Origin of the sequence: Trinickia violacea (genome assembly GCF_005280735.1) — a bacterium.
GTDB classification, from domain to species: Bacteria; Pseudomonadota; Gammaproteobacteria; order Burkholderiales; family Burkholderiaceae; genus Trinickia_A; species Trinickia_A violacea.
Genome location: NZ_CP040077.1, coordinates 3195247 through 3214746, shown reverse-complemented (window position 1 = coordinate 3214746; position 19500 = coordinate 3195247). Strand labels below are relative to the sequence as shown.

Sequence of the window (19500 nt, the reverse complement as noted above, 5' to 3'; positions counted from 1 at the left end):
GGGAAAAAGATGGAACTCGGCAATCAGGCGCTTGTACTTCCGGCGCTCAAGCGTTTCGCTCGCGCGACCCATGAGGGACATGCGGCAGAGTCGATCTGGTGCGAACTGGAGCGAACGCTTACGGACGTGTTCGGACAGCGACTCTTCACGGTACTTGCCTATGACGAAGCGTCGAATCGGCTGGGTCGTTTGCATAGCAACCGTCCTGACATCAATCCTGTCGGCGGCATGAAGCGGGTCACGCATAGTCGCTGGACGGAGCAGGTCCTGCGTCGTGGCGAGATTTTTCTCGGCTCGACTCGCGAGGCCATTAAGGCCGTGTTCTCCGAGTACGAAGTGTTGTGGTCGATCGGCTGCGAAAGCGTGCTGAACATCCCCGTGCGAAAAGGCAGCATCACGCTGGGCACTTTGAATCTGCTAGGCGAAGCAGGCCTTTACGACGGTGCCGACGTCGATCTCGCCCTGGTGTTCGCGCAGCTCGCGGTAACGACACTGGAAGCATCCGTCCGCAAGCTGCAGCAGTTCGGCGAACCGGACCGGATGGAGCAGGTGTAGTCCTTGGGCCGGGACGGCAAGAACCGCCCCGGAAATTTCGGAAGTGAATTGACAGACCCGCTGAAGGGCGGCATCATGGGCTCGATGTCTGGATATTGGATCCAAAATATTGAACCCGATTCTGGCCGAGGCGGCTTTTTTGGGGTAGGAAGGAGACTGGTATGAACGTCCGCATCATCAATTTTGCAGCGGCCTCGGCGCTGTCGGCTCTTGTCCTCGGCTCGCCGGTCAAGGCGGCTGCAACACAAACGGTCAAGCTTGGCCTGGCCGCGCCGATGACAGGCGCTCAGGCGCAGTACGGAAAGGATTTCGAATCGGGCGTCCAACTTGCCATCGACGACTTCAACGCAACGAAGCCGACGATCGACGGCAAGGAGACGAAGTTCGTGCTCGAAGCGCTCGACGATCAGGCGGATCCCAAGACGGGAACGGTCGTCGCGCAGAAGCTCGTCGACGACGGTATCAAGGGCATGCTCGGGCACTTCAACTCCGGCGTGACGATTCCGGCATCCGCCATCTACTCGCGCGCCGGTATCCCGCAGATTTCCACCGCGACGGCGCCAGCCTACACGCACCAGGGCTTCAAGACGACGTTCCGAATGATGACGTCGGACACCCAGCAGGGTAGCGTGATGGGCAAATATGTCGTCGAAACGCTGCACGCGAAGCGGATCGCGATCATCGACGACCGGACTGCATACGGCCAGGGGCTCGCTGAGCAGTTCGAAGCGGCGGTGAAGGCGTCCGGTGGAAGCCTCATCGACCATGAGTTCACTTCAGATAAGGCTGTGGACTTCCGGTCCATCCTCACGGAGGTCAAATCCAAGAATCCGGATTTCATCTATTACGCAGGGGCTGACGCGCAATCCGCGCCGCTCGTCAAGCAGGCACGCGGCCTCGCGATCAAGGCGCTGTTCGCCTCGGGTGAAATGTCGAAGACCGAGGACTTCATCAAGATTGCCGGACCGTCCTCGGAAGGCGTGATCGTGTCGCTCGCGGGCCTGCCGCTCGACAAGATGCCAGGCGGCGCGGGCTTCGCGAAGCGTTACGAAGCCAAGTTCGGCGGTGAACCGACGACCTATGCGCCGTACACCTATGACGGCGCGATGGCGATGATGCAGGCGATGCAAAAAGCCAACTCGTCGGACCCGGCGAAGTACCTGCCCGTCCTCGCGAAAACCGACATGAAGGGCGTGACGAGCGATCACTTCGCGTACGACCAGTACGGCGATCTGCGCGACGCAATCATCACCGTCTACAAGTGCGAGGACGGGAAGTGGGTTCCGCAGACCGTGCTCGGCGGCAAGTAACCGCACCGTGGTGGACGACCCGTCTGCCGTCCACCTTCGCCACAGTTCGATTCATTCGAAATGACACAGCAAGCTCAGCATTCGCGGACAACTCCTGATGTCGTCGTCATCGGCGGCGGCATCGTGGGCCTCGCCTGCGCCTGGTCGGCGCTTCGGGATGGCGCCACGGTCACCGTTGTCGATCGCGATTTCGAAGGAGATCGCACGTCGCACGGGAATGCCGGCGGTATTGCCGTGACCGAGAGCACGCCGATTTCCGTGAATGGGCTGTACATGAAGGCCATCAAGTGGCTCTTCGATCCGCTCGGGCCGCTCTCGCTCGATTGGAAGCATCTGCCCGCGGCATTGCCGTGGTTCCTCGAATTCCAGCGTACTGGCAACGAGGAACGGTTCAAGGAAATTTCCTTTGCGCTCGCGAAGCTGAACAATCGCGTCTATGACGACATCGTCCCGATGTTCGAAGACATCGGCGTGATGGACAGCTTCTACCGGCGCGGCGCGCTGACCATCTACGAGACGGATGAAGCGTTCGCTGCCGACCAGCACGAATGGGCTTTCAAACGGGAACTCGGTGTGCGTTGGCGAGCCATGACAGCCGACGAGGTCCGCGAGTGCGAACCGTCGCTTGCGCCTGTATTTCGCCACGGCGTGTTCCTCGACGATTGGGCTCACATCGGCGACCCCAAGCGCGTCGTGATCCAGCTACGCAACCGCGTTCGCGAGTTGGGCGCGCAGTTTGTGGAAGGCAGCGTCAAGGCACTCGACTTGTCCGATGGTCTTGCGCAGTCCGCGGTTCTCGCAACGGGCGAACCGATAAAGGGGCGCCGCATCATCGTCGCGACGGGCGCCTGGTCTGCCGAAATCGCCGCGACGGTCGGCGATCACGTTCTGCTCGACAGCGAGCGAGGTTACAACACGACGCTGCCGTCGCATGGGATCAGTCTGTCACGCGAAGTGATCTTCGCGGAACGCAAATTCGTCGCAACGCCTCTCGATATCGGCGTACGTATCGGCGGCGCGGCCGAATTCGCCGGTCTGAAGGCACCGCCCAACTACAAGCGCAGCGACGCGCTGCTCGCTCTGGGCAAGCGCTTCCTGCCGGGAATCAACGATGCAGGCGCCGTGAAGTGGATGGGGCATCGTCCGGCGACGCCTGACTCATTGCCGGTGATCGGCCAGTCGCCTCGTGCGTCGAACGTTATCTATGCGTTCGGCCATGGCCACCTTGGCCTCACGCAATCCGCAACGACAGGGGCTCTCGTGGCCGACCTGCTTGCCGGCAGAACGCCCGGAATCAGTCTGGAGCCCTATTCGATCAAACGCTTCCGGAATTAGCGAGGCCCCCGCGACCTCGATTTACTCGCGGGATTTCCCGCTTCATTGTCAATTTTTATTAAGAGGTATAGCTATGCAACTCAATTGGAAAGGTGTCATTCCTGCCGCGACGACCAAGCTCAAGGATGATGGCTCGCTCGACCACGATGCCATCAAGGCCGGTCTGATCCGCCTGATCGAAAACGGTGTCAGTGGCGTCGTCATGATGGGCATGGTCGGCGAGAACGCTCAGCTCACACCGGAAGAGAAGCGCACAGTGCTCAAGATCGCCGTCGAAACGGTCGCTGGCCGCGTCCCGGTGATCTCGGGCCTCGCGGAGACGAACACCGCAGCCGCGGTCCAGTTCGCGAAGGATGCGCAAGCGATCGGCGTCCAGGGTCTGATGGTGTTCCCGGGCCTGACCTACAAGTCCGATGTCCGCGAAACGATCGCCTTCTACAAGACCGTCGCGCAAGCGTCCAAGCTTTCGATCTTGCTCTACAACAATCCGCGCGGCTATGGCGTCGACCTGACCCCGGACGTGGTGGCCGAGCTGCTGAAAGAGCCGACCATCGAGGCACTCAAGGAGGAGTCCTACGACACGACTCGCGTGACCGATCTGATTTCCCGCTTCGGCGATCGTCTGGCGGTGATCTGCGGCGTCGACGACCTGGTGCTCGAATCCGTCGCGCTGGGCGTGAAATGCTGGGTGTCGGGTATGGCCAATGCCGTTCCGAAGGAGTCGGTCGAACTGATGAACCTCGCGACGGCCGGCGATTTCGAGAAGGCCCGCCAGCTTTACCGCTTGCTGATCGACCTGTACCACCTCGACACGCACGTCAAGCTGGTTCAGTACATCAAGCTGGCTGAAAACATCACCGCCGGCTATTCGGAGAACGTCAAGGCGCCGCGTTTGAAGCTCGAAGGAGAAGAGCGCCAGAAGATCGTCGACATCGTTGAAAAGACGCTCGCCAATCTGCGCGCGCTGGCGAAGTAGTCGATGAAATCAACCGGCCACGCCATATTCCGGCGCGGCCGGTTGCCGCTTTGGAGATGGGTGCATGACCCAATATCGTAGTTTCATCAACGGAGAATGGCTTGGCGCGTCGGATTCGCTGCCGAACGTCAATCCGTCGGATCTCTCGGATATCGTCGGTGAGGCATTGTTGGCAGACGAAGCGCGGGTCACGGACGCCATTGCCTCCGCACGCCATGCGTTTCGCAACTGGTCACTGACGACGCCGCAGCAGCGCGCCGACATTCTCGATGCCGCCGGAGCAAAAATCCTCGCGCGACGGGAAGAGCTGGGCACGCTGCTCGCGCGCGAAGAGGGCAAGCGGCTGCCAGAAGCGATTGGCGAAGTCACGCGCGCGGGCAATATTTTCAAGTACTTCGCGGGTGAAGCGCTGCGTGTGGGCGGCGAGATTGTCCCGTCCGTTCGACCCGGCATGACGGTCGAAGTAACGCGCGAGCCGCTGGGCGTGATCGGCATGATCACGCCCTGGAACTTCCCGATCGCCATTCCGGCGTGGAAGATTGCGCCCGCGCTTGCGTTCGGCAACACGGTGGTGATCAAGCCGGCGGAAGCCGTACCGGGATGTGCCACCGAACTCGTCAAGATTCTCGCGGAATCGGGCCTGCCTGCCGGCGTGTTGAACCTTGTGCTCGGTCCGGGCCGGGTGATCGGCAATGCGCTCGTGACGTCGCCGGACGTCGACGCCATCACCTTCACGGGGTCCGAGACGACGGGGCGCGCGATTGCCGCGAAGTGTGTCGAAACGGGCAAGAAGGTGCAGCTCGAGATGGGCGGGAAGAATCCGATGGTCGTCGTGGACGATGCGGATCTCGACGTTGCGGTCAATGCGGCTCTGGACGGCGCATTCTTTTCCACCGGGCAGCGCTGCACGGCGTCATCGCGCCTGATCGTCACGGCAAGGATTCACGACCGGTTCGTCGGCGCGTTGCAACAGATGGCGGCGGCTCTCGTCGTCGGTCACGCGCTCGACAATGCAACCCAAATCGGCCCCGTTGTCGACGGCCGCCAACTGCAGCAAAACCTCTCGTACCTGAAGATCGCCAGCGAGGAGGGCGGCCAGGTCTTCGGCGGTGAACTAGTCGAGCGGCCGACCAAAGGCTTCTTCATGCAGCCGGCGCTCGTTACTGGCACCACGAATTCGATGCGGATCAATCGAGAGGAAGTGTTCGGGCCGGTCGCATCGGTCATCAAGGTGGCGGATTACGACGAAGCGCTCGCCGTTGCAAACGACACCCCCTACGGGCTCGCATCCGGCATCTGCACGACGTCGCTGAAGATCGCGGCTCATTTCAAGCGCCGTGCGGAAGCGGGCATGGTGATGGTGAACGCGCCGACGGCCGGCGTGGACTATCACGTTCCGTTCGGCGGCCGCAAGCGGTCGAGCTACGGCCCTCGCGAACAAGGCGCCTACGCACGTGAGTTCTACACGATTGTGAAGACGGCATACGTGAAGGCATAAAACGCCATGCTGGGTGTTTGAGCGTGGATGAAATGCGCGGCCTCGGGCGCGCATCTCCGATAGAAGCCAACGGAGCACAACGATGAAATCGACTTTCTTCTGTATCGACGGACATACCTGCGGCAACCCGGTCCGGGTTGTCGCGGGCGGGGCGCCCCGACTGGAAGGCCAGAACATGATCGAGCGGCGCGCGCATTTCGAGCGCGAGTTCGACTGGATCCGAACAGCGCTGATGTTCGAACCGCGCGGGCACGAGGTGATGTCGGGCAGCATTCTGTACCCGCCGACGCGCCCGGATTGCGACGTCGCCATCCTGTTCATCGAAGTGAGCGGGTGTCTGCCCATGTGCGGCCATGGAACGATCGGGACCGTGACGTCGGCCATCGAGCACGGTCTTGTGCGTCCAAGGGAACCGGGTGTGCTGCGTCTGGATACGCCGGCGGGTCTGGTCGTCGCGAAGTACAAGATGGACGGCGATCACGTCGACTCCGTTCAGCTCATCAACGTGCCGTCGTTCCTGCATTCGACGGATCTCAGCGTGGAGGTGGACGGACTGGGCGAGATTCGGTTCGACGTTGCGTACGGCGGCAACTTCTACGCGATCATCGAACCGCAGGCGAACTATGTTGGGCTGCATGCATTGAAGCCGTCGGACATTCAGCGACTGAGTCCCATTCTGCGGCAGAAGGCCAATGAGAAATACCCCTTCATTCACCCGGAAAAGGCAGAGATCCGAGGCTTGAGCCACGTGATGTGGACGGGCGCCCCGACCGTTGAAGGCGCGAGTGCGCGCAACGCGGTGTTCTACGGAGACAAGGCCATCGACCGTTCACCGTGCGGCACCGGCACGTCAGCGCGTATGGCGCATTTGGTCGGCAAGGGCAAGTTGAAGATCGGCGAGCGCTTCGTGCACGAGAGCATTATCGGCACGCTCTTCACAGGTATTCCGGAAGAGGCGGCCAAGGTGGGTGAGTTCGACGCGATCGTTCCGAGCATCGAAGGCTGGGCGCGGGTGACGGGACACAACACGATCTTCGTCGACGATCGTGACCCGTTGGCGAAAGGCTTCCTGCTCAAGTGAAGCTCCGTGAACGACGGGTTCGCGGCGAAGGAATAGATGAGGAACCGACATGCTGATCCTGAAGAACGCACGCATTCTGGACATCAACCACGAGAACGACGCGGGCCGTTACTCCATCGTCGTTGACGGCGATACGATCAAGGAGGTCACCCGCGAACCGGTTTCCGCCGAAGGATCCCAGTCCATCGACGTCGGCGGCAGGACGGTGATGCCCGGCATGGTCGACTGTCACGCGCACGTCGTGGCATCGGTTGCCCATCTAGGGAATAACGGCCGCTTGCCGAACACGCTCGCGGTGTTGCGGGCAGTTCCGATTCTGAGCGGCATGCTCGATCGGGGTTTTACAACCGTGCGCGACGCGGGCGGCGCGGACTATGCGCTCTCGCGGGCAATCGAGGAGGGCGTCATCGCGGGGCCGCGGCTGTTCGTTGCCGGCAAGGCGCTGTCCCAGACTGGCGGCCACGGGGATTTTCGCGAGCGGTTCGATAATTCCGATCCGGACCCGTGCGGCTGCTACCGCAATCTCGGTGCAATTGGGCGGATCGTCGATGGCGTCGACGAGGTGCGCAAGGCGGTGCGCGAGGAAATGCGCGCCGGGGCGCATCACATCAAGATCATGGCGTCAGGTGGTGTCGCGTCGCCGACTGATCCGATTGGCAATCTGCAGTTTTCCGTCGATGAGGTGAAGGCCGTTGTCGAGGAGGCAGCGTCCCATCAAACGTACGTAATGGCGCACGCGTACACAGGCAAAGCGATAGCGCGAGTGGTGAAGTTGGGTGTGCGTACGATCGAGCATGGCAACCTGGTCGACGAGGAATCGGCTGCCGTGATGGCCGAATATGGCGCGTTCGCGGTGCCGACCCTCGTCACCTACGATGCGATGAGCAAGGTGGGCGCGAAAACAGGGGTGTCGGAAAGCGCGCTTGCGAAGAATGAAGTGGTGCGCATCCAGGGCTTGAAGGCGCTGGAGCTGCTCAAGCGCCACGGCGTCAAGATGGGATTGGGTACCGATCTGCTGGGCGACATGCATCAATATCAGAGCGACGAACTGTCGATTCGCGCCGGCATTCTCGGGGTCTTTGAGACCCTCTGCCAGGCGACGGCCGTTGGCGCGGATATCGTCGGAATGGCAGGGCGTCTCGGGGTCGTGAGCGCAGGAGCGCTAGCCGATCTATTGGTCGTGGATGGCGATCCACTCAAGGACATCAATCTTCTCACCGGCCAGGGCGAGCATATCGTGGGGATCATGAAGGGCGGAAACTGGGTTCGCCAAGCGCTTGCGTGAACCACACGGCGAATGCTGGTTTGGATTTTGGATCCTAAAGCCAACTGCGTGCTACGATGGTAGTTACATACCGCATTTCGAGTAACGTCATCATGTCCCCAGTTGCAGCCAAAAAACGCCGCGCAGAAGAATCCAACGTGACGGAAGCCCTCGCGGCCGAATCCACCCGAAAAATCGTTCGGCCAACGACGGTCGAATTAGTAACAACGGCGATCCGACAGCGCATTTTGAGCGGCGAGTTGGCCCCGGGCGAGGTGCTGCGCCAGGAGGCGGTCGCGGAGGAGCTTGGCGTGAGCCGGGTGCCGATCCGCGAAGCGATCACGCGACTGACCGCCGAAGGGTTGCTGACCAGCGTGCCGCACAAGGGTGCGTATGTGGCTGAACTGTCTATCGAGGAGGTCCGGGAGACATTCGATATTCGTCTTCGTCTGGAGCCGTGGATTTTCGCCGAGGCGATTCCGAGAATCACGGACGCTGAGATAGGCAAGGCTGAACGGCTCGTCAAGGAAATGGACAAGGCCGACTCGAGCGAGTGGGGGCATCTGAACTGGCGTTTTCACGAAACGCTTTATGTGCCGGCTCAGAAGGACATCACGCTGCAGATGCTACGTGTGCTGCACGATCGCAGCGACAGGTATTTCCGCTTTCAGGTCTTTCAGGTTCCGATTCGCGAACAATCGCATCAGGAGCACATGGGACTGGTGGAGGCCTGCAGGAAGCGCGACCCGAAACTCGGCGCGAAGCTGCTCGAACAGCACGTCAAGACCGCGTCTCAGCAAATCATCTCGGTCGTGGACGCGATCATGGCGCGTTGAGCCTGCGGGCATCCTCGGCCCGGCGCTGTGCCGACGAACGTCGAACTTTCACGAGGAATGCGAATGGCAAACGAATCGTCCGAATCGACTCGGGCCGATCCGGGCACGAGCAATACGGCGGCCGAGAGGCGCTATCTCGTCGTTCGGCCGGACAACGAGGAGAGCTATTGGCAGCCCGTTCCCGCGAACGGGTTCGCATCGGTGCACGTTGCACCTCACCTGGCCGCAATGCAGCGCGCATTCTCGGTCGGCACGCAGACCGTGCCGCCCGGCGGCTACGTTCGTCTCCATGCCCACGCCGATGCCGAAGAGGTGTTTCACATCGTTCACGGGTATGGCAAGGCGATCATTGAAGGCGTGGAACATAGGCTAGAACCAGGGACAACGATTTTCCTTGGGGCGCGACAGTCGCACACGCTCATCAACGATGGGACAGCGGACTTGCATTGGGTCTGGTTCTTCGTGCCTTCCGGGCTCGAAAAATTCTTTAAAGCAGTCGGTCACCCGCGTCGACCGGGTGAAACGGCGCCCGCTGCATTCGCGCGACCGGACGACGTATTGGAAATTGAAGCGAGTACCGGGTTCACGCCGGTTTCGAAGCCGGGTGGTTAGCGGTTTGCTGATTATTCGTCAGGATGCTTGTCGACGGCTTCTAGTAGTCGTACGGCTGGGGGGCGACGACGGCGCAACAGTTCCCGTTGGAGCTGGATTCCCGACTTCGGCTATTCCGTTGGACTTTGCGAAATCTCCAGGTCAAATGCCTTGCGGCATCCGTGCCGGGCACGGGAAGAGATAGCCGTGATAATTCGCTCCTTATCGCTGCTAGCGCAGCGAGGTGTGGCCGGCGGAGCGGGGGCATCGGACTGCAGTTCGGCCGTTGCTGCCGTTCGCCCATCGACGCTGATATGCCCGCTCACTGCTTCAGAGCCGCCGTTCGCCGATGGCAACGGCGAACGGCCGCTACCGACTTTGACGAATGCGTACTTTCGACCCAATGCCGCCGTTCGTTCCCTCACACTGAAAACGGCCGCTTTCGAGTCCACATCTGTCGCTCGGTCCGACACGGGATCGAGCACGCCAAGGCCGCGGTAGTCAGATGAATGGCAGCCTCGCACGGTCTCCCACGGACAGGTGAATAAGAATTTTCGTATTTTCACCAACTTGAAAATTTAGATTCACGCGCCATACTACAAACGTACGTTGACCAAGACGACCCACTCATGCCTGTGAGCGAAGCCGAACTCCCCGGCGTGATCGAGCGCATTCACTATGCATCCGCCACCGCGTCGGCGGCGTTGAAGCCCGTCGCGCGATGGCTTGCCTCGCATTCGCTCGATGCCGCGACGCTTACGATCGAGGAAGTCGCCGAAGCGTGCGGAGGCTCCGCTGCCAGCGTCAACCGGTTCTCCAGGCACGCCGGATATCGCGGGTTTTCGGAGCTGAAGGCGGAACTTGCCGCAGTCGTGCGGCAAGCGCTGCAACCAGTGGAGAAACTGGCAGCGCCAACTGCCCAGGAAGGAATCGGCGCATGGCTGGCAGATCACCAGCGCAACCTTGTCGCGATGGATTCTTCGCTGCAACAAGAGCGACTGGCCCAGACGGTGACGCGCATCGTTTCGAGCAACTCTGTGTATTGTCTCGGGCTAGGCCTGAGCACCTATTTGACCGGCCTATTGGCGGACACGTTGATGCCGTATCACCGGCGCGTCATATGGGCCGCTGCCGGAGGAGGCAGCGAGCAAGCCGCGCGACACATGGCGCACATTGGCACAGGCGACACGCTGATCGCGATCTCGTTGCCCCGCTATTCGCGCGACACGGTCGAACTCGCGCGATTTGCCCGCGAACGCGGCGCTTTCGTCGTCGCCCTGACCGACAACCCGACCGCGCCTCTCGCCGCTACGGCCGACACGGTGTTGTTGGCTCCGGCTGAGCATCGGGTGCTGTCGTCAAGTGCGGTGGCCATGGTGGCGCTCATCGAAACATTGACATCAGAAGTGCTGAAAGCGACGCCGCAAACAAAAGCCATGGCGGCCACTTTGTCGCAAACGGTTCTGCCGTATCTCGTGTTCGACACCACGTCGTCGACGCAGGCGAAAGCCGAAGCGGGCACGAGGCGCAGCGGCAAGACCAGGGGCATCAGCCGAAAGGGTGGCGATGGCGGTGCTGGTGCGCCTCGCAGAAGTCGCAACCGATCGTGACTTCGCGATGGTCGCCTTCAATTGTCTCAGCAGGTCGAGAAGCAGAGGAGACGCAAGATGAACACTACCTCCGATAGCGCTACCGGTTCACCGGTCCAGCAGCTCAGGGACACGACGGGGCTTGCAGGGCATCCGCGCGGGCTCACCACACTGTTCTTCACCGAGATGTGGGAGCGATTCAGCTTCTACGGCATGAGAGCCATTCTCGTGCTGTACATGGTTGCGGCCCCAGGGCTCGGCGGGCTCGGCTACGACACGCCCCACGCGACGGCGATCTATGGCACGTATTCGATGGCCGCGTTTCTGCTCGCGCTTCCCGGCGGCATCATCGCTGACCAGTTGCTCGGCACGCGTCGGGCGGTGCTAATCGGCGGCATCATCATCGCATGCGGCCACTTCACCATGGCCATTCCGGCGGTCCCGACGTTCTTCACCGGGCTCGTGCTGGTTGCATGCGGGACGGGTCTGCTCAAGCCAAATGTGAGCGCACTTGTGGGCGGCCTCTACCCAAAGGATGACGAGCGCCGCGACAGCGGGTTCTCGATCTTCTACATGGGCATCAACATCGGCGCATTCCTCGCGCCGCTTGTCTGCGGCTTTCTTGCGGAAGCTGAGCCATTCAGGAATGTGCTGCGCTCATTCGGCATCGATCCGGTCAATAGCTGGCACTTCGGTTTTGCAGCGGCAGGCGTCGGCATGTTGATCGGGCTCATCGTTTTCTGGCGGCAAAGAGGCCGTCTCGCGCATGTCGGCGATCGGAGCGCCGCAAAACCCGCACAGGCGACACAGAAACGGCAAGGTGGTCTGCTGCGAACGACGGTCTATATCGCGCTCAGCGTGTTCACCGTCATCGGCACGTTGCTCGCCGGAAGCAACTGGCAAAACGTGCTTCCGTTCCTGCTGGCCTTCGATGCGCTCGTTCTCGTCGTTATGATGGGTCTGCAGGAACAACTGACTGCTGCCGAGTGGAAGCGCCTCGCCGTAATGGGCATCTATTTCGTCGTGACAATTGCTTTCTGGTCCGCATATGAACAGAAAGGCTCGAGCCTGAGTCTCTTTGCCAAGGATCTGGTGCAGCGAAATATTGGCAGCTTTCTCGTACCGGCAGCCTGGTTCCAGTCGCTGACCGCCCTGTACGTGATCCTGCTCGCGCCGGTGTTCGCGGCGCTCTGGGCGCGGCTCGGCCCTCGTCAACCCTCGAGCCTCGCGAAGCTCGCCGTGGCGCCGCTGTTGATCGGTCTTGGCTACGCCGGGTTTGCGATCATGGCCTCGTCGCTCTATATCGGCGCCAAGGTCAATCCGCTCTGGCTTGCCGGTCTGTTCCTGTTCGAAGTGTTTGGCGAACTCTGCTTGAGCCCTGTCGGCTTGAACCTCGTCACGAAGCTCGCACCGGTGAAGCTCGTTGGATTGATGATGGGACTCTGGTTCTTTGGAAGCTCGTTCGGCTACAAGCTCGCCGGTTACTTTGCGGGCTTTTACATGCCTGTCCCGGCACGGATGACATTGCTCTATGGGGGCATAGCCGCAGGGCTCATCGCCGTATCGGCCCTGCTGTTCCTCATGATGCCGATGATGAGAAAGCTCGTCGGGGACGAACCGGCTCAAGCTGCGACTCACGCGCATTGATCGAATACGGCAGGAGGCGTGAAATGGCACAGTACATCCTGGCAATCCATGGCGGCGCCGGAACACTGCAGCGCGGCGTCATGTCGGAGGAACAGGAAGCCGCTCATCGGGCAGCACTCGAAGAAGCGCTCGACGCAGGCCATCAGGTTCTGAATGGCGGTGGATCGAGCGTCGAGGCTGTTGTTGCCGCCGTCGTCGCGCTGGAGAATTGCCCGCTTTTCAACGCCGGGCGCGGCTCCGTATTCACGCATGCGGGCACGCACGAAATGGACGCGGCCATCATGGAAGGCCATACCGGGCGCGCAGGCGCGGTGGCTGGCGTGTCTCGCATCAAGAATCCCGTCATCGCGGCACAACGCGTGATGGATCGTTCCACGCACGTGTTGCTCTCGGGAGCGGGGGCTGAGCAATTCGCAGCCGACGAGGGCCTGGCTCTGGAGCAGCCCGAATACTTCTATACCGATTTCCGCTGGCAGCAGTTGCTCGCCGTGCGTGATACCGGACGCGAATTACTTGATCACGACGGCACCGCACTGCTTCGCAAACAGGATCCTTGCGACGCGAGCCGACTCATCAATGGCGAGCACAAGCTGGGTACGGTCGGCGCCGTCGCGCTCGATGCAATTGGGCATCTGGCCGCAGCGACGTCCACCGGCGGCTTGACAAACAAGCGCCACGGGCGAATCGGCGATTCCCCGCTGATCGGATGCGGCACGTTTGCCGACGCACGCGTGGCCGTGTCCACGACGGGAACGGGAGAAGCGTTTATCCGCGCTGTCGCGGCGCATGATGTCGCTGCGCGGATGAAGTACGGTCACGCAACAGTCGATGAAGCCGCGCGCACGGTCGTGAACGAGGTGATCCTGCAGCAACGCGGAACGGGAGGACTCGTTGCCGTCGATGTCGAGGGGCATGTTTCAATGCCGTTCAACACCGAAGGGATGTATCGCGGCGTTGTTCAAAGCGATGGCAAGCGGTACGTCGATATCTATCGGTAGTTGACGGCTCTTCCCAATGCCAGAGAAAAAGGCCTTAGCCTAGGAACCGTTCAGACGAAATCGGTGCATTTGCGATCGCCATAGTCTGAGCAACGAGCCTGCGCGCCGGGAAATTGTGTGCGCTTATGCCCGTCATGTCGGCGAGCTGGCGCCCGTGAACTGGTCGCGAATGTGCTCCGTCATATACGCCTGCACTCCAGCGGCCGCTTACGAAGTGCGATCTGCCGCTTGAATGTCCGTTCATAAGGAGCTAGGAGCGGCAGGAGTTGGCCGCGAGTGAGTCTCCGTCAGGTCCGCCAAAAGCGACCGTCAGGGGGAGTAACACAATCGAACTCCCATCATCCCTGAGGGAGTCTGTCATGGAAACCGAAACTCGCGTGGCGTGGAACAATGGCAAGTTGGTCGGCCAGAAGCCGCCGCTGAGGCCCAAGGACGTTTGGGCCATCCGGATCTATCTTCGGAACGATCATGCTGTCCGCGATCTCGCCTTGTTCAACCTTGCAATCGACAGCAAACTGCGCGGTTGTGACCTTGTCAGTCTGCGAGTCGGCGATAACACCCGCGGCAATCAGGTGCTGCCGCGGGCGCTGATCGTCCAGCGAAAAACGCAGCGACCCGTACAGTTCGAACTGACCGAGCCGACCCGCACGGCAGTCGGCGCGTGGCTTGATGAGGCTGCTCTGAGGCCCGAGCAATACCTTTTCCCCAGTAGGCTATCGGCGTCCCCACACATTTCAACCCGGCAATATGCGCGGATGATACATCGATGGGCGGGGGCGGCGGGACTTGACCCGACGGTCTATGGCACACATTCCATGCGTCGTACCAAGGCAACCTTGATATACAAGCGAACAAAGAACCTCAGGGCCGTCCAGTTGCTGCTTGGCCATAGCAAGGTTGAAAGCACAATCAGGTACCTTGGCATCGAAGTCGACGACGCGCTTGAGATCTCGTCCCTAGATAGCACCAGTTCGGGCACGCCGTCGCTATCGCTCCACTGTGCAACCTTTTCATAAATCCAGGCGGCCAGGCCCGGGGAGAATCCGACAACGAGTAGCCGATGGTCAGCGGACGCGTGACCATCATCGCGCCATAGGCAGCATTGCGGCCGAAGAAGGAACTCAAAGCCTGGTAGGCATTGCGCTCGGGAGCCGGCAGATCCGCGGGGGGGGTCACCGCCGAGAATCGATTTCATGAGATCGCCCCGTACGATGGCAGGCATCGATATACATTAACGTGTACTCCTATTGAAATGAAACATTGAGCCGGATCGGCACGAATACTTTCGGGAGGTACGCAACCCGGGATGTGCGCCCGATAGGATTGCTTTGATAACCTAAAGAGATAGAAAAGTCACATCTTCGTGTGAACAGAGCGCACGACACCCGGTTTTCGTCCGAGGGCCGGTCTGTCAGAGAAGGCGTCAGCTTGCGCTCATGCCGGCGTTCGGCTGGAGCGGCGTGAAGCCGTAATGTTCAAAGACCGACTGTGCTTCCGGGGAACGGATAAAGTCGAGCCAGCGCCGCGAGGCCTGTACATGCAATGCACCCTTGACGAGCGCGCCGGCATAGATCGCGATCGTATTGTTGGCAGCAGGGATGTCGACGTGAGCCACTGGATGGCCGGCCTGCTCCTGGAAAAGCGCCTCTGACCGCCACGTGATGCCTGCGTCGGCCTTGCCCTGCATGATCCACAGAGGCGTCTGCCGGTGATGGATGCGGGTGAGTGTCGTTGAGCCGTCGTTGACCTTCGTGTCGTATACCTCCTTCACGAGCGCGTCGCCGCCCGCGTTTTCGAGTGAGGCTTTGATTTGTCGCGCGACCCCTTCGAACGCCGGATTTGGCATTGCGAGTCGCACACCGGGTTCGCCGAGATCTGCGAGTCTTTCGACGTGCGCGGGATTGTTCTTCGGCACCATGATAGTCAGCGTGTTCGTTACATAAGGTACCGCCGGCGCCTGCAGCAGACCTGCATCGATCTCCCTCTGCACCGTTTTCAGGCCCGCAAGGTAGACGTCGGGTGCGACGGTCCACGTCATGTTGCCGACGGTCACCACGCCGGCCGACTCCATCTGCTTGACAAGCAGGCCTGGAGGGAGCGTCTCCCAATAGACATGCCCCTTGTACTGCGGATAACGCGCTTCGAACGCGTGGACGAGCGGCGCCATCGCGAAGAAGTAGTTGCCGCCGACATACAGCGCGAGCGCCGAATGGATCGGATCGCCGTGGAAGTCGGCGAGGTTATCCGCATCGGGCTCAGTGAATGACAGGCCGCGCTCGGGTGCGTCGTTGTTCGCACCCTGTTGCCAAGGCGGCGAAACGCGCTCAACTGCTTCGGGTGGCGCCGTTTCAATACCCGCGACGGCGTAGGCGAGTGGCGCTGCAAGCACAGCTGCGGCACAGAGAGTGCACACCAGCGCATTTCTTCTCAAGTTGTACATCGAGAATACCTCAGAACAGATTGACTATCGCCCACACACACGTCAGCGCCAGCCGGGCGAGGTTTTACAGCGACAGTGGCGCAGGGCAGTTCGCTTCGAACGTCGTGACTGTCGCTTGTGTGGCTCATGAACCCTATGCGGGCAAACATCGGTCGATGATGTTTATTCCAGTCTTCGACCCAAGGCCTGGATGAGACTCGGATTCACCCGATAGGCTTTTGAGACGGACCAGCGCGCCGTGGACGATTCGAACACGGTGAGTCATTCCTGAGGGAAAGAAGCGCTGCGTCGCGTGAGGCCCTCTTCCGCGGGCGAAATTCACAAAGGTGTCCCCGAGGATGGAATAAACAGCGCAACTACGCGTTTGCATTCAGTCGACTACGTCTTCAGGAACTACGATGCTTCAACTTTATGCAAGCAGCTGCTCCAGGAATTCCCGCTTCTTCGCCCGGCTTGGATGCGCGTTGGCTGCGGCGGCCATCGCAATTGCCGTGAACACGGCCTTGCTTTCATGCGCGGCCCATTTTCAGCTAGTAACGGGTAATGGCAGCCTTCTTTCGCTGCTTCTTCAAGTGGCACGCGGACACGTCACCGTACGCCCCATTTTCCAGACATATAGCTTCCAACAGGCTTTTCACGTTGCAGTCGGAATCGCAATGGGCATCGTGTACGCCTTTCTGTTTGTGTTTCTGCCCGGTGGCGCGTGGAGAAGAGGTGCGACGTACGGGGCCCTCGTCTGGCTGGCGAATGCCTGTATCGTCCTGCCGATGATCCATCAGGGCTTTGCGGGATATCGGGTTATAAGCGTGGGTGGCATGTTGTATTTCGCCTGCGCTCATATGGTGTTCTTCCTGCTTTGCGCAGTTCTCTTTGAATGGTTCTACCGCGAGCCCTCGACACGCGATGGTCGACCCCATTTGGCTGTATGAGGATGCCGGCGCTTTCGCGTTAGCGACGCAGACGTTTGCCAATTCACCGTCACGGAGGAGGCCGTGCGCGATGTGGCGCGCAATGTCGAATAGCGACGGGGAACCCGTGGGATCGTGAGCTAACGCTGGACGGTTCGAGTGGCTGCCCCCGGACAGACAGGGTTACACCATCATCTGTTCGAACGCCTGGCAGGCGGAGCATGCGCAAGGCGAATCAGTTGGAGTTACGAAAAAAATCCAGTCATTGGAATATCTGTCTGGGTGCGGATGTTCACCTCGATGAATGCGTCAGATGCTCACGGATATTATGGAGTACAAATCTACGAAGATTGACCCGATCACAGCCTCAGAAGGCTGTAGGGGCAAGCACCTGCCATCGGCAAACTCGCATTGATCCCGGTTGGAATCGCATCACAAAAGTGAAATCCGGCGCGCATGATGCGAGCCCTTTTTACCACCAGTAGACAGGGGAGGGTGTTCCTCGTCGGGCTATCGAAAGTCACGTGCCCGGGTGACGCTGTTGCAACTATATGGATGGCTTTCATGATAAAGGCTTTGCTTTGCATCGTTGCTTGTGCTGTTCCCTTCGTGTCGTACGCGAAGGAACCCAACGTTTCGAATGGCGTGATGGTCGACGAAAATGGCATGACGCTCTACACGTTCGACAAGGACACAGAGCCAGGAAAGAGTGCCTGCACGGGCGAGTGCGCGGCTATTTGGCCGGCCGCGATTGCCAGCGGGCATGACAGGGCAAGCGGTAGCTGGAGTTTCCTGACCACGCTCGATGGCCAGAAGCAATGGACCTATAAGGGACATCCGCTGTACCGTTTTGTCAAAGACGAACAGCCCGGCGAGTCGACCGGAGACGGCATCAAGGGGGTGTGGCATACCGCGAAGCCTTGAGATGTCAGGTTGACCGGATGAGACGATGCCGATGCGCGAGATTGATGAATAGGTATGCAAAGTAATCAGGCTAAAAGCGCACATCGTCTGAAAAGTCGTTGACGCGGCCGCATGAGCTCCGCCCGATCGGAGTTATGCCCTGTCGCGCTCGCCGACCGCACTAAACCTTAATTGGAGATGTGAAAATGTCACACGATGTCGATTACCGCCGTCGCGGGTTCCTGGGCACTGCGGCCATGACTCTTGCCGCTTCACAGTTCGGGATGGTTGGCTCCGCAAGGGCGAAATCGGGCGATGCAGAACGGGCTCATTTGCCCGCCATCAAGCCGGGGACGAACACATCATTCGGTCCGCTGAAGCAGATCGATGCGGGCCTGCTGAACGTCGGATACGCCGAAGCGGGCCCGGCCGAGGGTCCTGTGGTGATTCTATTGCATGGCTGGCCCTACGACATTCACAGCTATGTCGATGTCGCCCCCCTACTAGCGTCGGCGGGGTACCGGGTGATCATTCCGTACATGCGTGGCCATGGCACGACCCGCTTTCTTTCAAGTGGAACCATTCGGAATGGCCAGCAAGCGGCAGTCGCTGTGGATGTCGTCGCTCTGATGGATGCTCTGAAGATCCAGAGGGCGACCATTGGCGGCTATGACCTGGGTGGACGATCCGCCTGCATCATCGCGGCCCTCTGGCCGGAGCGCTGCAAAGCCCTCGTCGCCGTGAGTGGCTATCTGATCAACAACCGTGAACTCAACAAGAAGCCGCTGCCGCCAAGAGCTGAGTACGCGTGGTGGTACCAGTATTACTTCGCCACAGAGCACGGTGCAGCCGGCTACGAGAAGTATCGGCACGATTTTGCGAAGCTCATTTGGGAGATCGCGTCGCCGAAGTGGGCATTCGACGACGCCACGTTCGATCGCACCGCGGCGGCCTTCGACAATCCGGACCATGTCAGCATCGTGATCCACAACTACCGCTGGAGGCAAAGTCTGGCCACAGGCGAGCCGAGATACGACGATCTGGAAAAGCGTCTTGCGGAAGGTCCGGTCATCACTGTACCCACGATCACTCTTGAAGGTGACGCCAACGGTGCACCGCACCCGGACAGTACAGCCTATGCCAAGAAGTTCTCGGGCAAATACACACACCGAATCATCAGAGGTGGTATCGGGCACAACCTTCCTCAGGAAGCGCCACAGGCGTTCGCTGAGGCGGTCGCCGAAGTTGAATCCTACTGAGCGGTGACGGGTCAATGGCATGTCGAAAGGCCTTGCGTGCTACGACTTGTAATCAACGCCCGTCACGAGTACCGATATGAAACTTGATGCCTCCACTTTCCGGCGACTGCGCCGTCTTACTCCAATCCTCGACGACATCCTTAACGCGGGCGAGGTCGAGTATGTAGGCCAAGCGGTGAGTCTCACCGCATTGGCAACTCTGTGCTCAGAGTTGTTCGAGGCCTATGAGCGCGAGTATCCCGACGAGGTGACACAGGCACGTATCGACTCATTGGAATCGCAATGACGCATTCCTCACACCAAATTCGTA

18 protein-coding genes are annotated in these 19500 nt (G+C 60.3%); 17 read left to right on the top strand and 1 reads right to left on the bottom strand.

The annotated features are described in order from the left end of the window. Positions 1-9: 9 nt before the first annotated feature. The 13 genes from FAZ95_RS14700 (at position 10) to FAZ95_RS14640 (ending at position 14696) form a co-directional block, all read left to right on the top strand. On the top strand, positions 10-555 hold the full coding sequence (locus tag FAZ95_RS14700; protein ID WP_137333129.1) for a GAF domain-containing protein: 546 nt from the start codon (positions 10-12) through the stop codon (positions 553-555). Between the two features lie 161 nt (positions 556-716). Beyond that, positions 717-1865 (top strand): branched-chain amino acid ABC transporter substrate-binding protein, encoded by a 1149-nt coding sequence (locus FAZ95_RS14695; RefSeq protein WP_137333128.1) that lies wholly within the window; start codon positions 717-719, stop codon positions 1863-1865. A 60-nt stretch (positions 1866-1925) separates the two neighbouring features. Further along, positions 1926-3200 carry an NAD(P)/FAD-dependent oxidoreductase gene (locus tag FAZ95_RS14690; protein WP_137333127.1) on the top strand — a complete coding sequence of 425 codons (1275 nt, stop codon included), beginning with the start codon at positions 1926-1928 and terminating at the stop codon, positions 3198-3200. Positions 3201-3273: 73 nt separating this feature from the next. Continuing rightward, the gene (locus FAZ95_RS14685) at positions 3274-4176 is read left to right on the top strand and encodes a dihydrodipicolinate synthase family protein (protein ID WP_137333126.1); all 903 of its coding nucleotides are present in this window, start codon (positions 3274-3276) and stop codon (positions 4174-4176) included. A 64-nt stretch (positions 4177-4240) separates the two neighbouring features. Continuing rightward, positions 4241-5674, top strand: a complete 1434-nt coding sequence (locus tag FAZ95_RS14680; protein ID WP_137333125.1) for an aldehyde dehydrogenase family protein — start codon at positions 4241-4243, stop codon at positions 5672-5674. Between the two features lie 82 nt (positions 5675-5756). After that, entirely contained in the window at positions 5757-6755 is a 999-nt protein-coding gene (locus tag FAZ95_RS14675; RefSeq protein ID WP_137333124.1) for a 4-hydroxyproline epimerase, read from the top strand. 49 nt (positions 6756-6804) lie between these two features. Beyond that, positions 6805-8040 (top strand): metal-dependent hydrolase family protein, encoded by a 1236-nt coding sequence (locus FAZ95_RS14670; RefSeq protein WP_137333123.1) that lies wholly within the window; start codon positions 6805-6807, stop codon positions 8038-8040. A gap of 92 nt (positions 8041-8132) precedes the next feature. Continuing rightward, on the top strand, positions 8133-8855 hold the full coding sequence (locus FAZ95_RS14665; RefSeq protein WP_137333122.1) for a GntR family transcriptional regulator: 723 nt from the start codon (positions 8133-8135) through the stop codon (positions 8853-8855). A gap of 63 nt (positions 8856-8918) precedes the next feature. Next, positions 8919-9467 (top strand): cupin domain-containing protein, encoded by a 549-nt coding sequence (locus FAZ95_RS14660; RefSeq protein ID WP_137333121.1) that lies wholly within the window; start codon positions 8919-8921, stop codon positions 9465-9467. 683 nt (positions 9468-10150) lie between these two features. Beyond that, positions 10151-11056: a MurR/RpiR family transcriptional regulator gene (locus tag FAZ95_RS14655; protein WP_254699710.1), complete on the top strand. Its 906-nt coding sequence runs from the start codon at positions 10151-10153 to the stop codon at positions 11054-11056. Positions 11057-11113: 57 nt separating this feature from the next. After that, complete coding sequence (locus FAZ95_RS14650) at positions 11114-12682, top strand: peptide MFS transporter (RefSeq protein ID WP_137333119.1); 1569 nt, start codon at positions 11114-11116, stop codon at positions 12680-12682. Positions 12683-12705: 23 nt separating this feature from the next. Next, positions 12706-13680, top strand: a complete 975-nt coding sequence (locus FAZ95_RS14645; protein WP_137333118.1) for an isoaspartyl peptidase/L-asparaginase family protein — start codon at positions 12706-12708, stop codon at positions 13678-13680. 359 nt (positions 13681-14039) lie between these two features. Next, a complete protein-coding gene (locus FAZ95_RS14640; RefSeq protein ID WP_137333117.1) occupies positions 14040-14696 on the top strand; it encodes a tyrosine-type recombinase/integrase in 657 nt (218 codons plus the stop codon). A 407-nt stretch (positions 14697-15103) separates the two neighbouring features. Here the strand turns inward: FAZ95_RS14640 and FAZ95_RS14630 are convergent, their stop codons facing one another. Continuing rightward, positions 15104-16120 carry a substrate-binding domain-containing protein gene (locus FAZ95_RS14630; RefSeq protein WP_137333116.1) on the bottom strand — a complete coding sequence of 339 codons (1017 nt, stop codon included), beginning with the start codon at positions 16118-16120 and terminating at the stop codon, positions 15104-15106. A gap of 398 nt (positions 16121-16518) precedes the next feature. On the opposite strand from FAZ95_RS14630, the gene FAZ95_RS14625 reads away from it, so the two are divergent. The 4 genes from FAZ95_RS14625 to FAZ95_RS14610 all read left to right on the top strand — a co-directional run bounded on the left by FAZ95_RS14625 (position 16519) and on the right by FAZ95_RS14610 (position 19476). Continuing rightward, positions 16519-17049, top strand: a complete 531-nt coding sequence (locus tag FAZ95_RS14625) for a hypothetical protein (protein ID WP_137333115.1) — start codon at positions 16519-16521, stop codon at positions 17047-17049. 543 nt (positions 17050-17592) lie between these two features. Continuing rightward, the gene (locus FAZ95_RS14620; RefSeq protein WP_137333114.1) at positions 17593-17952 is read left to right on the top strand and encodes a COG4315 family predicted lipoprotein; all 360 of its coding nucleotides are present in this window, start codon (positions 17593-17595) and stop codon (positions 17950-17952) included. Positions 17953-18137: 185 nt separating this feature from the next. Further along, entirely contained in the window at positions 18138-19190 is a 1053-nt protein-coding gene (locus tag FAZ95_RS14615; protein ID WP_137333113.1) for an alpha/beta fold hydrolase, read from the top strand. A 76-nt stretch (positions 19191-19266) separates the two neighbouring features. Further along, positions 19267-19476: a hypothetical protein gene (locus FAZ95_RS14610; RefSeq protein WP_137333112.1), complete on the top strand. Its 210-nt coding sequence runs from the start codon at positions 19267-19269 to the stop codon at positions 19474-19476. Positions 19477-19500: the final 24 nt, after the last annotated feature.